This is a genomic window from Streptomyces sp. NPDC051740, from assembly GCF_044453165.1.
Taxonomy (GTDB): domain Bacteria; phylum Actinomycetota; class Actinomycetes; order Streptomycetales; family Streptomycetaceae; genus Streptomyces; species Streptomyces atrovirens.
On the sequence record NZ_JBITCL010000027.1, the window covers coordinates 45662 to 58951 of the forward strand.

Here is a 13290-nt window from a genome sequence, read left to right on the forward strand (position 1 = left end):
TCTAGTATGTGGACGTCTGCGCAGGTCAGGGACATGATAGAGGTCCCTCAGGTCAGTAAAAGGTCAGCATGCGGTGCAGCCCTGTCTCCGCTTGCTGACCTTCCGCCCCCTGTGCAGCGCCTGTGCGTGGTTCTCGCTCCCGTTCGGAAGGCTCGACACGTTGGCTCGACAGTTCGCCCGCGGCATGGGCTCCTTCTCCAAGGAATGTGACTGCGTCAAGCCCACCCGCTGCCCGCATCCGTACACGATTCGTTTCAGGGACGCGCTCGGCGTTCAGCCGCAGGCGGTGCCGTGCAGGGTGTAGGTGCTCGGCGGGAGGGTGTTGCCGGTGTGCGTGGGTCTGGAAGCCGATGTACCGACGCCCGGGGGCCCGCCGGAGCCGGAGCCGGGGGCGGCCGTGCCGGCGGATGCGGCAGCCGTGCGGGAGGCCGTGGCCGGGGTGTTGTCGCTCTGACCATGAACCCGGTGCCGTGTCGCTCACGCGCGGGTCCACTTCTGGTTGGCCTGGCCGTTGCAGGTCCACAGCACCAGAGGGGTCCCGTTGGCGGTGCCGGCCCCGTTGGCGTCGAGGCACAGTCCGGAGCGGACGTTGCGGATCGAGCCGTCGGAGCCGACGGTCCACTTCTGGTTGTCCTGGCCGTTGCAGGGCCAGGTGATGACACGGGTGCCGTTGGTGGTGCCCTGGTTGTAGGCGTCCAGGCACTTGTCGCCGTAGACGCGGATCTCGCCGCCCGCCCATGTGGTCCACAGCTGGTTGGCGGCCGTGTGGCAGTCCCACAGCAGAGTCGCGGCGCCGGCGGCCGTGGAGGCGTTGTCCACGTCCACGCAGCGGCCGGAGGCGTTGCCCCGCAGGCGTGAGGTGGTGGCGGCCAGCGGGCTGCCACCGCTCACCCGGTACGCGGCGACACCGTGCGCGGGGACGCTCACCGAGATCTGCCCGGACGTGCTCGACGTGCCGCCGGTCCACAGGTCGGTGAGGGTGAACGGCCCCCCGCTCAGGCGGATCTGGGCGGCCGTCGTGGTGACCGTCGCCGCGCTCTCGCCCCGGTTGAACAGCCCCACCGCGACCGAACCGTCCGCCAGGGGCTTGACGAACACCTCGGTGTTGCCGTCATCGCGCACCCTGCGTCCGCCCGCGCCCAGGGAGTCCTGGTTCACCGCCAGCAGGCGCGGGTTGCGCAGGATCGCGCTGACGTCGGCGGACATCGTGCGGATGTCGTTGCCGGCCATCAGCGGGGCACTCATCAGCGCCCACAGGGCGAAGTGGGAGCGGGACTCGGTCAGCGACAGGCCGGGGCGGCCGACGACCAGCATGTCGGGGTCGTTCCAGTGCCCCGGGCCGGACTGTGCGGCCAGCGGCGCGTTGACGTCCAGGACGTTGCCGACGCCCATCGGGTAGCTGTTGGTGTTGCCGTTCTGCCAGATGTCGAGCAGGTCCTCGGTCGTCCGCCACAGGTCGGCGACCTCGCCCCAGTTGTACGTGGACCCCGTGATGGCGTGGAAGCTGTTGGGGTTGATGCTGTAGACGATCGGCCGACCGGTGGCGCGCAGGGCATCACGCATCAGCTTGAACCGCGCGACCTGCTCGTCACGCGTGCCGCTCGAGGAACACCAGTCGTACTTCAGGTAGTCGACCCCCCACGAGGCGAACGTGGCGGCGTCCTGGACCTCGTGGCCCCTGCTGCCCGTGGAGCCCGGGTACGTGCCCACGGTCTGCGCGCAGGTGCGCTCGCCCGGCACCTGGTAGATGCCGAACTTCAGGCCCTTGCTGTGGATGTAGTCCCCGAGGGCCTTCATCCCGCTCGGGAACTTCGTGGGGTTGGCCCGCAGGCTGCCCTGCGCGTCACGCTGCGGGTCGAACCAGCAGTCGTCGACCACCACGTACCGGTAGCCGGCGTCCCGCATGCCCGAGGACACCATCGCGTCGGCGGCCTGGCGGACCTGGGCCTCGGTGATCCCGCACCCGAAGCTGTTCCAGCTGTTCCACCCCAGCGGTGGGGTGAGCGCCGGACTGCCCGGCGCGGCCGTGGCGGTGGACTGCGCTGAGGCCGTCACGGACGCGGTCACCGTCAGCGCGGCGGCCGTGAGGAGGCGGAACAGTCGTCCGCCTGATCGTCTGGGCACCGGGTCTCCTTCGGCAGGGAAGAGAGGAGAGGGTTCGAAATTTCGATCGACGTTCGGAAACTTCAGATGCCCCACGGATACTAGAGAGGCGACCAGTCATGTCAACACCCCCTCGAGGAGAGGGATTTGTCGCATGATCAGCGAGGGGGCAAGGGCGAGGCGCACCGACTCCGCACCAGCCGATTCGAATGTTTCGAAGTGGCGCACGACTTGTGCGAGAAAGGTTGACGGGGTACGCCAACCTCCTATCATCCAGAATGCTCGACAAGTCGCACCATGTTCGATATCTCGAATGCGACAGAGTCGCTCCGACCGATGAACTCGAGGTGAATACCTCCATGGATCTGTCATGGTCGCATCAACCCCGCACTCGTCGCCGCACGCTCGCGGCCGCCACCGGCCTGGCCGCCGGCGCCCTCCTCCCCCCTGGGCACGCCCCCGCTACCGCGGCGCAGTACACGAACCCGGTGATCTGGCAGGACTTCGCGGACATCGACATCATTCGCGTCGGCGACACCTACTACGCCTCGGCCTCGACGATGCACTACTCGCCGGGCGCGCCCGTTCTGCGGTCGTACGACCTGGTGAACTGGGAGATCGCCGGCCATTCGGTACCCGTCCTCGACTTCGGCGCCAAGTACGACCTGAACGGCGCCCGCGGCTATGTCAGAGGAATCTGGGCATCATCACTGGCCTACCGGCCCAGCAACAGGACCTTCTACTGGCTCGGCCAGATCGACTTCGCCCGGACGTACCTCTACACCGCCACCGCGGTGGAGGGGCCGTGGAACAGGCTGACGACGATCAGCACCCCCTACTACGACGCCGGGCTGCTCGTCGACACCGACGACACCCTCTACGTGGCGTACGGCAACACCACCATCAGCGTGGCCCAGCTCTCGCCCGACGGCCGCAACCAGGTCCGTACGCAGGAGGTGTTCAGGACACCGTCCGGCGTCGGCACCTTGGAGGGCGCTCGGTTCTACAAGATCAACGGGCAGTACTACATCTTCCTGACCCGCCCCGCGAACGGCCAGTACATCCTCAAGTCCTCGAGCGGACCCTTCGGCCCGTACACGATGCGGCAGGTCCTCCTCGACCTGCGCGGACCGATCCCCGGCGGCGGCGTCCCCCACCAGGGCGGGCTGGTGCGGACGCAGAGCGGCGCCTGGTACTACATGGCCTTCGTCGACGCCTACCCCGGCGGCCGCGTGCCCGCCCTGGCACCGGTCACCTGGACCGCGGACGGCTGGCCCGTCGTACAGCTCGTCAACGGCGCGTGGGGCACCACGTATCCCAGTCCGGCCGTACCCACTCCGCCCCGCCAGGTCACCCCGATGACCGGCGTCGACACCTTCGACGGTACGACCTTGAAACCGAGATGGGAGTGGAACCACAACCCCGACAACACCAAGTGGTCGGTCGGCAACGGCCTGACGCTGCGGACCGCGACCGTCACCCACGACCTCTACTGGGCCCGCAACACCCTCACGCACCGAATCCAGGGCCCCACCTCCACCGCCACGGTCCAGCTCGACCACTCCGCGATGCGGGACGGCGACCGGGCCGGGCTTGCGCTGCTGCGTGACTCCTCCGCCTGGATCGGCCTCAAGCGCGACGGCGGTGCGACACGGGTGGTGATGGTCACCGGGCCGACCATGGACAGCAACTGGAACACCACCGGCACCGGCACCGAGATCGCGAGCGCGCCCGTCTCCGGCGGCCGCATCCGGCTGCGCGCGAACGCGGACATCCGCCCCGGCACATCGCGCCCCGGGACCTTCTCCTACAGCACCGACGGCATCACGTTCACCCGTCTCGGACCCGCCTTCTCCATGGGCAACGACTGGCGGTTCTTCATGGGCTACCGGTTCGCCCTCTTCAACCACGCCACTCAGGCCCTCGGCGGCGCGGTCCGCGTCACGCGGTTCGAGCTGTCCACACCCTGAACCGGTCCATCGACCGCACCGTCCGGCCCCCGCCCCGACCAGGAGGACCGTGAACCCGCTGAAACGGCTCGGCCTTCGCCGGGCATCCGTCCTGTGCGTGCTGGCCGCGACCGTCCTGATGAACCCGGCCTCGCGACCGGCATCAGCAAAGAGGGGCAGGCTGCAACCAGTACCCAAGCCATCGGATCGGACGGCGGTCGCTGCTTCCGCTGCTGGACCTCGACCACCCTGGCCGGCTCCCTGGACGCCCCGCGCCGCGTCCGAGAGCAACCCGTTCGGACCGGGGCCCGTTCCTCCCGGACAGTGAGGAGTCAGGCGCTGGCCCGGATGGCCAGGCGGGTGGGGAGGACCAGCGGGGTGGGGTCCTGCCCGTTGACGAGTGCGACGAGCATGCGCGCCATCTCACGTCCGAGAGCCTCTATGGGCTGATGGACGGTGGTGAGCGGCGGATCGGCGATCTGGGCGGCTGTCAGGTCGTCGAAGCCGACCACGGCGACGTCGGCGGGGACCCGTCGGCCGGCCTCCCGCAAGGTGCGCAGCGCTCCCGCCGCCATGTTGTCGTTGGCGGCGAACACCCCTTCCACGTCGGGGTGTTCCGCCAGCAGCGCAGCCATGGCGGCGGCTCCGCTGGGCTCGGTGAAGTCCCCCTCCAGCGGCGGGAACGGATCGAGACCGGCGCCCAGCATGGCGTCCCGGTAGCCGCGGTGCCGGGCGCGCCCGGCCTCGGTGTCCAGACGCCCGCAGATCACGGCCACGCGCCTCCGGCCGAGCGAGACCAGATACTCGGTCGCCTCGCGCGCTCCGCCGACGTTGTCCACGTCCACGTACCACCGGGGAGCCGAACCGACCGGGCGCCCGCCGAACACGACGGGCATCTGCGCCTCGTCGGCCATCCGGGTCAGCGGATCGTCCTCGCGCAGCGCCATCAGCATCACACCGTCCGCGCCCCTGGACCGCAGGAGCTCCTCGACCCGCTTGCGGCCCCGGTCGGAAGCGGCCAGGCACAGCATCAGATGCAGGTCCGCCTCGTCCAGGGCGGCCGACGCCCCCACGATCACCCGGGCGAAGAACGGATCGGCGAAGATCGACGGATCCTCTCCCGAGACGACCAGGGCGGCCGCTCCCGTCTGACGGGTGGCCAGCGCGCGGGCGGTCGGATTGGGTACGTAACCGAGCTGCCGCACGGCCCGTTCGACAGCCTCGCGCTTGGCGCGGCTGACGTGCGGGGCGTTGTTGAGGGCGCGGGAGGCCACGGAGCGGGAAACGCCGGCGCGTTCGGCCACCTCGTCGAGCGTCGGATGCCGACGCGGCACTGCTTCTGCCATGGCTCGTGAGTCTTTCACAGGCGGTGATCGCTCAGGGACACATGAGCTGGGATCGCTTCCAGTTTAGTGGCCTACAGGACCTACGTTCCCCTGCGAAGCCGAATGCTGCGCCGACTATTGACAGCTCAATCACTCACCCACACGATTGGGACCGCTTCCAGTGGGAGCGCTCCCAAAGCGCACCTCCTCTGAAACCGAGGTACTGTCTTGAGCCGCAGACTCCGCACCCTGATGGCAGCGCTCTGTGCTCTGCCGCTGGCGTTCGCCGCCGCACCGTCCGCCCACGCGGCCGACCCCACCACCATGACCAACGGGTTCTACGTGGACCCCGACTCGAGCGCGAGGCGGTGGGTGGCCGCCAACCCCGGCGACGGCCGGGCCGCAGCGATCAACGCCTCCATCGCCAACACACCGATGGCCCGCTGGTTCGGCTCCTGGAGCGGCACCATCGGCACCGCAACAGGTGCCTACGTCGGAGCGGCGGACTACCGGGACAAGCTGCCCGTCCTCGTCGCCTACAACATCTACCACCGTGACTACTGCGGCGGGCACTCCGCCGGCGGAGCCGCCTCGCCGTCCGCCTACGCCGGCTGGATCGCTCAGTTCGCCGGAGGCATCGCGGCCCGCCCGGCCGTCGTCATCCTCGAACCGGACTCCCTCGGAGACTACGGCTGCATGACCCAGGCCCAGATCGACGAACGCGAGGCCATGCTCACCGGTGCCCTCACCGAGTTCAACCGCCAAGCCCCCAACACCTGGGTCTACATGGACGCCGGCAACCCGCGCTGGACCGACGCGGCGACCATGGCCCGGCGCCTCCACGAAGCCGGCCTCCGACAGGCCCACGGCTTCTCGCTCAACGTCTCCAACTACATCACCACCGCCGAGAACACCGCCTACGGCAACGCCGTCAACAACGAACTGGCCGCCCGCTACGGCTACACCAAGCCGTTCGTCGTGGACACCAGCCGCAACGGCAACGGCTCCAACGGCCAGTGGTGCAACCCCTCCGGCCGCCGCATCGGCACGCCCACCCGTACGGGCGGAGGCGCCGAGATGCTCCTGTGGATCAAGACCCCGGGCGAGTCCGACGGCAACTGCGGTGTCGGAACCGGCTCCACGGCCGGCCAGTTCCTCCCCGAGGTCGCCTACAAGATGATCTACGGCTACTGATCCAGGACTCCCGCCGCCCGCACAGGCGACCGGCAGTCCGCCGGGGCGGCGGGTACTCCCCGACCATCTCACCGGCCAGGAAGAGTCCATGAACCCACGCAGGCCACGGCGCCGCGCGGCCGCCGCCGTCGCGGCCCTCACCGCCTGCGCCGCACTCACCGCGACGCAGGCGCAGGCCACACCCACGCAGGACGTGATCACTCCCGCCACCAAGTTCTACTCCGCCCACCACAACGACCGCTGGTGGCAGCCGATCACGACCGCCGAGTCGCACGACAACGGCCGCACCTGGACCAAACGTCCCCACCTGCTCATCCCCGAACTGCCCGCCGGCACCACCATGTACCGGGACCCCTACGTCTGGCGGCAGGACGAGCGCTGGAGGATGCTGGTCGGCTCCGCCCTCGATGACGGCCGCGCCGCGGCGCAACTGTACGAGTCCGACGACCTGGAACACTGGACCTACCGCGGCCCCTTCCACACCAGCGACGCCACGACCGGCACGGGCCCGGTCGGCTGGGAATGCCCCCAGTACGCCACCTTCGGCGACCAAGGTGTTCTGATCCTCAGCGACTGGACCCCTCGGGGCGGCCCCAGCCACACCAGCGTCATCACCGGCCAGGAGAAAGACGGACGCTTCACGGCGGCCACGGCCCTCGTGCCGCTGGACCACGGTCCCGACTTCTACGCCCCCGCCCTGCTGAAGGCCCCAGGAGAAGACCGCTGGCTGATGTGGGGCTGGGCCTGGGAAGCACGGGACGACGCCTGGGCGCACGAAGCGGGCTGGGCAGGCGTCCTCACGCTCCCCCGAGAGGTCAGCCTCACCGCCGACGGCACGGTCGCCCAGCGCCCCGCCCGCGAACTGCTGGCCCTGCGCGGCCCGCGCGTCCTGCACGGAACCGGACACGTCATCCGGACGCAGGACATCAGGCAGGAAGCCCAGCCGGCGCCCCCGACAGCACAGCGTGCTTGATGCCCTGGGCCGCACGCGGCCCGAAGGCTGACCCACCCGCACACTGACAGGCCCCGTGACCTCGCACCGTGTGCGGCAGACATGTCCACCGCAGCACCCCACGCCCTTACGGGCCCGCGCCCTACCTGAGAGGCAGACAGTCACCATGGCCCGACCCGGGTCCCCCGGCAGCGTCGCCGTCCTCGGCGAGTGCGTCGCCGACATCTTCGAGGACCGCGACCGGTCCGATCCCGGCGGCCTGGCCCTACGGGCGCTGGCCGGTGGAGGCCCGGCCAACACCGCCGTCGCCCTCGCCCGGCTCGGCACCCCCACCCGCTTCCTCGGACGCTTCTCCAACGACGCCTTCGGCCCCCTCTTCCGCGCCCGCCTCAACGCCTCCGGCGTCGACCTGACCGGCAGCGTGACCACCTCCGAGCCCAGCACGCTCGCCGTCGCCGACCTCGACGCGACCGGCCAAGCCACCTATGGCTTCTATGCCGACGGCGCCGCCGACTGGCAGTGGACCGACAGCGAACTCGCCGCGACGCGGAACGACGACGCGGTCTGCCTGCACACCGGCTCCCTCGCGCTGATCCGCCGGCCCGGCGGCAGCCGAATCGAGGAACACCTCGCCCAGGTGCGCGAGCGCACCACCGTATCCATCGACCCCAACGTCCGCCCCCTGCTCGTACCGCCCTCCGCCTACCGCGAACGGCTGGCCCACTGGTGCGCCGTCGCCGACATCCTCCGCCTGAGCGAAGACGACTGCACCTTCCTGGCGCCCGGTGCCGGCCTCGAAGAAGCCTGCGACACCTGGCACACCGCAGGCGCGCGCCTCGTCGTCATCACCCTCGGCGGACGCGGCGCCCTCGCGTCCCTCGACGGTGCGCGCGTCACCGTCCCAGCCCCTCCTGCGGTGGTCATCGACACCGTCGGTGCCGGCGACTCCTTCACCGCGGGCCTGCTGCACCGCCTTGCCGATGCCGGACACCTGGGTGGCCGCCTCGACGAACTGACCCTCGAAGACGTCGCTGATGCCTGCTCGTTCGCCGCCCAAGTCGCCGCCCTGACGGTTTCGGTCCCCGGTGCGAATCCACCGTGGGCGGACGATCTCGCCACTGCGGTTCGACGCTGACCGCAACGTTGGCGCCGTTCGCCGACAACGCAGCTGACCGTGCCCCGGCCCCGGTCCGAGATGTTTCCGCTCACCGGGGGCGATGGTGCGGCCCACCCGGTAGGGCGCCGGCACTGTGACTCCGGGAAGGGCTGCCTGCCGTCCACCCCCGTCGCAGCGGCCTACGCCCCAGCGGACACCACCTACTTCCCCGCCCCGGGCCCGCCTCGTGAGGGAAACAGCTATTGCTCGTCGAGGACTCCGGGGGTGTCGTGCAGGACCACACTCTGTTGCAGCGGGATGCGTCCCATGCCGATGTCGTACATCGGTGACGTCTTGTCGCCGATGCCGAAGGAGATGCCGAAGAGCAGCTTGAGGTCGTCTCGGACGCCCAGCGACGCCCGGACCGTGTCGGCGTACACGCCGAGGACGGCCTGCGGGATGCCGTGGAAGCCCCGCGCGGTCAGCGAGAGCAGGAAGTTCTGGGCGTACATGCCGATGTCACCGGCCGTCCGGACCCCGTCGCCGAGTTGTGGCATGAAGAGCAGGGCGACGTGGGGCGCATCGTAGAAACGCAGATTCTCGCGGATCACTTCGTGCCTGCCCTCCATGTCGGAGCGCGCTACGCCCCGCGCCCCGTAGACACGGGCGCCGTGCTGATAGGACCGCTCGAGGTAGACGCCGGCGCCGTAGTCGCCGGTGAAGTCCGCCGAGTCCCGGCCGCCCTCGTACGCCTTGAGCAGTTCCTCGCTCAAGGCGTCCCGGGCGGCACCCGAGACCATGTGCACCGTCCAGGGCTGGGTGTTGCTGTTCGAGGGGGCGGTCTGCGCATCCTCCAGGACGCCGCGGATGTCCGCAGGGGACAGCGGCGTCGGCCGGAACTGCCGCGGGGAGTGCCTGACGCGTACGAGTTCGGTGAACAGGGAGGCGGTGGTGGACAAGAGGTTCCTTTCCAGAGGGCGGCTCGGGGTGGCCGGAGGGGCGGGCATGTCAGCGGTGGAGGGAGCGGTTGGTTCCACGGTCTCCTCGAGCGTGGGCGTGGAGGTGAGAGCGGCGAAGCATGGCGTCTGGCGGTTCCGCTCGCTCCGGGCCTCGTTGCGGTCGGCCGCGGCACAAGCGGCTCCCAGGTCATCGAGGGCCGGCTCGGTGCAGTACGCGGGGTTCGTTGGCTGCCAGCGCCAGGAGCCACCCGCTTCAAGTGGCGGCTCCTCGCCGGTGTGTCGGCGTCTGCGCCGGGGTTGTCAGTCCGTTGCCGACGACACTGTCGACACTGCGGTGGCGTTGACGGGAGCGTTGCTCGGTGGAGAAGCCGGCGGCTGGGGGGTGGCTGCGGTTCTGCGGACCCAGAGGGTGCCGATGATCGCGAGGCAGCCGATGACCGCCGCCGTCGTGAAGGCGGCTTGTGCCGCCGAGACGGACTGGGCCAGGTTCAGTGCTCCCGCGTCCTTGGCGTGGGAGCCGATGGTGTAGGCCGAGATCAGGACGGCGCCGCCGGCGCCGCCGGCCAGCTGCTGGACGGTGTTGAACGCCGCGGTGCCGTGCGGGTAGAGCTCGGCGCGCAGGGAGGACAGCGCGGCCGTCGTCATCGGCGCCCACATCAGGGCCTGCGAGGCCGACAGGACGAGGTAGGCGGCCAGGAGCGCGGTGACACCGGTGTTCTCGTCCGCTCGGCTCAGGAACCACAGGGAGCCCGTCCAGATGACCGATCCGGGGATCGCCAGGGGGCGCGGTCCGTAGCGGTCGTAGATGCGTCCGCCGAGGGCGGAGACGAGGGCGATCAGGGCTCCGCCGGGGACCAGGAAGAGGCCGATCTGGAGCGTCGTCAGGCCCGCGACGTTGGTGAGGACCAGCGGCAGGACCATCGTGGTGCCGAAGCCGACCAGCGCGACGACGAGCATGACCAGCAGCGGCACGGTGAACGCCTGGGTGCGGAAGATCCTCATGTCGAGGAAGGCGTTGTCGCTGCGCTGCAACACGGTCTGCCGACGGACGAAGGCCGCGAGGGCGAGGAGCCCGATGACGATCGGGATCCAGGGGGCGACCGGCGCATGGCCGGAGGCCGACTCGCCGATCGTCGACAGGCCGTAGACGAGGGCGCCGAACCCGATGGCGGACAGGACGAGGGACAGCACGTCCAGCCTGACCGGTTCCGGAGTGGTGATGTTGCGCAGCTTGGCGGCGCCCAGCGCCAGCCCGGCCAGGACGACGGGCAGGACCAGGATGAACAGCCACCGCCAGCTGAGCTGGGAGATCACCACGCCGGACACCGCCGGGCCGACCGCGGGTGCCACCGCGGTCAGACCGGTGACCAGCGCCATCGTCCGGCCTCGCCGGTGCGGGGGCACCAGGCGCATCGTCGTGGCCATCAGCAGGGGCATCAGGGCGGCAGTACCCGCCGCCTGAATGATGCGACCGGTGAACAGCACCCCGAACCCGGGGGCGACGGCGGCGATCGCCGTCCCCAGGGTGAACAGGGACAGCGAGCCGAGGAAGATCGCACGGAGGGTGAACCTGCGCAGGAGGAAGCCGGTGGCCGGGATGAGGATCGCCAGGGTCAGCAGATACCCCGTCGTGAGCCACTGTCCCGTGGTGGGAGTGATGTCGAGATCGCTGATCAGGGTGGGAAGCGCGACCCCCAGCAGCATCTCGTTCAGCAGGACGGTGAACGCGGAGACCATCAGGATCCCGATGACGAGGACGTCTCCAGAGGCCAGTCTGTCGTCGCTGCGGGTCGGTGGCGGTGCGTCTGCGGCGGCCGGCGCCGGAGTCTTGTCGGGGGACATGTGATCTCTTCCGTGTTGCTGGGGAGGGTGTGCGAAGTGCCGCGCGGATCTATGCCGTCGGTGCACGCCGGTGGGGTCCGGCTGTACGCGCCCGGGCCGGTGCGGCCTCGGCCGGGAGCTGTCGCGTCCGGTGCCTCGTGGGCGGCGGTCGGTTCCCCGGCGGCCGTCGGCACGGAACGCCTCTGCGCCGTGCCGGGCTGCCTTGGGAACAGCGGATGCCTGCCGAGGCCGGCGGTAGCATTGGAACCGATAAGGAGATAGTCTCCGTTTCACGAAAGACGATACGGAGAGAGTCTCCGCATTGTCAACGGGAGGTGCAACGACATGGGTGAGGCAGCCACCGGCGAGCGTCGGCAGCGGACGGACAAGCAGCGCAACCGCACGCACATCCTCGAGGTCGCGGAGGAGTTCTTCGCCGAGCAGGGCATCACCGGCTCCATGGACGCCATCGCCAAGCGGGCCGGTGTCGGTCCGGGCACCCTCTACCGGCACTTCCCCAACCGGGAGGCGCTGCTGGCTGCCTTGCTGCAGGCCCGCGACGAAGAGCTGGAGGCCCGACGGGTCGCCATCCGGCGCGAGGTGACCGACTCCCGCGCAGCGCTCGCACAGTGGCTTCAGGCACTGGGCGAATGGGTGACCGCCTTCGACGGCCTGCCCGATCCCCTGCGGGCCGCACTGACGGAAGGCACGTCCCCGCTGGCGATCACCTGTCAGGGCTTCGTCACGACCACCGAGGACTTCCTCCGCGCGGCACAGCGCGACGGCGGTGCCAAGCCCTGGGTGCGGGGACGCGACCTGTTCCTCAGTACGCTGGCCACCGCCTGGGCCCGCGGCGCCGCCATGGCAGACGAGTCATCGCCCGACGCGCTCGTCTCCCTCATGCGCACCGGGTGGGAGACGCCCGCGACGGAAACTGCCCCCGGGGGCGGCGAAGACCCTGCGTAACAGCAGGCAGAAACGTGGCGCCCTTGACGCGGGGCGCTCTCCCGAGAGCTCACCGCTGGGCGCCCCACCCCTCGGGCGCGCGGCCTGCGGGCTGGGCTGCCACCGGGACACCGCGGACGCAGCGTCGGTGGCCTCTCGCGACCGAACTCGAGGCAAGGAGAAACACCGTGAAGATCGGCATTCTGGGCGTAGGGCATATCGGGAAGACGCTGACCCGGCGGCTGGCCGCGGCAGGGCATCAGGTGAAGGTGGCCAACTCGCGCGGCCCGCACACGATCGAGGCTGACGTCCTTTCCACGGGCGGGCGCGCGGTGACGGCGGCAGAAGCCGTCGAGGACGTCGACGTCGTGGTCCTCTCGATTCCCTTGAACCGTCTTCCGCAGGTCGCGTCACTGATCGCCGACGTGCCGGCCGGAACGGTCGTCATCGACACGTCGAACTACTACCCGGCGCGGGACAGCCGGATCGAGGCCATCGACGCCGGTCAGGTCGAGAGCCTGTGGGTCACCGAACAGCTGGGCCGGCCGGTCGCCAAGGCGTGGAACGCGATCGGTTCCCACTCGTTCGCGGCCAAGGGCAGGCCCGCGGGGAGCCCGGACCGCATCGCCATCCCCGTCGCCGCCGACCGCGATCGGGACCGCCAGGTGGCCATGGCGCTGGTCGAGGACACCGGGTTCGACGCCTTCGACGCCGGGACCCTCGCGGACTCGTGGCGGCAGCAGCCGGGTGCGCCGTGCTACTGCACCGACCTCACCCGCGAGGAGATGCCAGATGCGCTGGCGGCGGCGGAGGCCGAGCGCCTGCCCAAGCGGCGCGACCTTTCCGTCGCCGCGATCCAGGAAAGGGTCGGGGACGCCCGGACCAACCCCGACGCGGAGTACGGCGTTCGCCTGAGCCGGGTCCTGTTCATGTGAACCCCCGGGGC

At 70.2% G+C, this 13290-nt stretch carries 10 protein-coding genes; 6 read left to right on the top strand and 4 right to left on the bottom strand.

All coding sequences use genetic code 11. The features are described from left to right. Positions 1 to 477 precede the first annotated feature (477 nt). Complete coding sequence (locus tag ACIA6T_RS31450; protein WP_399449913.1) at positions 478 to 2124, bottom strand: glycoside hydrolase family 27 protein; 1647 nt, start codon at positions 2122 to 2124, stop codon at positions 478 to 480. A 338-nt stretch (positions 2125 to 2462) separates the two neighbouring features. On the opposite strand from ACIA6T_RS31450, the gene ACIA6T_RS31455 reads away from it, so the two are divergent. Then, the gene (locus ACIA6T_RS31455; RefSeq protein WP_399449914.1) at positions 2463 to 4073 is read left to right on the top strand and encodes a glycoside hydrolase 43 family protein; all 1611 of its coding nucleotides are present in this window, start codon (positions 2463 to 2465) and stop codon (positions 4071 to 4073) included. 311 nt (positions 4074 to 4384) lie between these two features. Here the strand turns inward: ACIA6T_RS31455 and ACIA6T_RS31460 are convergent, their stop codons facing one another. After that, on the bottom strand, positions 4385 to 5398 hold the full coding sequence (locus ACIA6T_RS31460; protein WP_399449915.1) for a LacI family DNA-binding transcriptional regulator: 1014 nt from the start codon (positions 5396 to 5398) through the stop codon (positions 4385 to 4387). Between the two features lie 207 nt (positions 5399 to 5605). On the opposite strand from ACIA6T_RS31460, the gene ACIA6T_RS31465 reads away from it, so the two are divergent. The 3 genes from ACIA6T_RS31465 (at position 5606) to ACIA6T_RS31475 (ending at position 8658) form a co-directional block, all read left to right on the top strand. After that, positions 5606 to 6571, top strand: a complete 966-nt coding sequence (locus ACIA6T_RS31465) for a glycoside hydrolase family 6 protein (RefSeq protein WP_399449916.1) — start codon at positions 5606 to 5608, stop codon at positions 6569 to 6571. Positions 6572 to 6659: 88 nt separating this feature from the next. Next, the gene (locus ACIA6T_RS31470; RefSeq protein ID WP_399449918.1) at positions 6660 to 7544 is read left to right on the top strand and encodes a glycoside hydrolase family 32 protein; all 885 of its coding nucleotides are present in this window, start codon (positions 6660 to 6662) and stop codon (positions 7542 to 7544) included. A 145-nt stretch (positions 7545 to 7689) separates the two neighbouring features. Further along, positions 7690 to 8658, top strand: a complete 969-nt coding sequence (locus ACIA6T_RS31475; RefSeq protein ID WP_399449919.1) for a carbohydrate kinase — start codon at positions 7690 to 7692, stop codon at positions 8656 to 8658. Positions 8659 to 8879: 221 nt separating this feature from the next. On the opposite strand, the gene ACIA6T_RS31480 is transcribed toward ACIA6T_RS31475, so the two are convergent. Together ACIA6T_RS31480 and ACIA6T_RS31485 are read right to left on the bottom strand one after the other, a co-directional pair. Then, a complete protein-coding gene (locus ACIA6T_RS31480; protein WP_399449920.1) occupies positions 8880 to 9578 on the bottom strand; it encodes a nitroreductase in 699 nt (232 codons plus the stop codon). A 300-nt stretch (positions 9579 to 9878) separates the two neighbouring features. Further along, on the bottom strand, positions 9879 to 11420 hold the full coding sequence (locus ACIA6T_RS31485; RefSeq protein WP_399449922.1) for a DHA2 family efflux MFS transporter permease subunit: 1542 nt from the start codon (positions 11418 to 11420) through the stop codon (positions 9879 to 9881). 324 nt (positions 11421 to 11744) lie between these two features. Here ACIA6T_RS31485 and ACIA6T_RS31490 point away from each other — a divergent pair, with 324 nt between their 5' ends. Continuing rightward, complete coding sequence (locus ACIA6T_RS31490; protein ID WP_399449923.1) at positions 11745 to 12365, top strand: TetR/AcrR family transcriptional regulator; 621 nt, start codon at positions 11745 to 11747, stop codon at positions 12363 to 12365. Positions 12366 to 12379: 14 nt separating this feature from the next. Next, complete coding sequence (locus tag ACIA6T_RS31495; protein WP_399449924.1) at positions 12380 to 13279, top strand: NADPH-dependent F420 reductase; 900 nt, start codon at positions 12380 to 12382, stop codon at positions 13277 to 13279. Positions 13280 to 13290 lie beyond the last annotated feature (11 nt).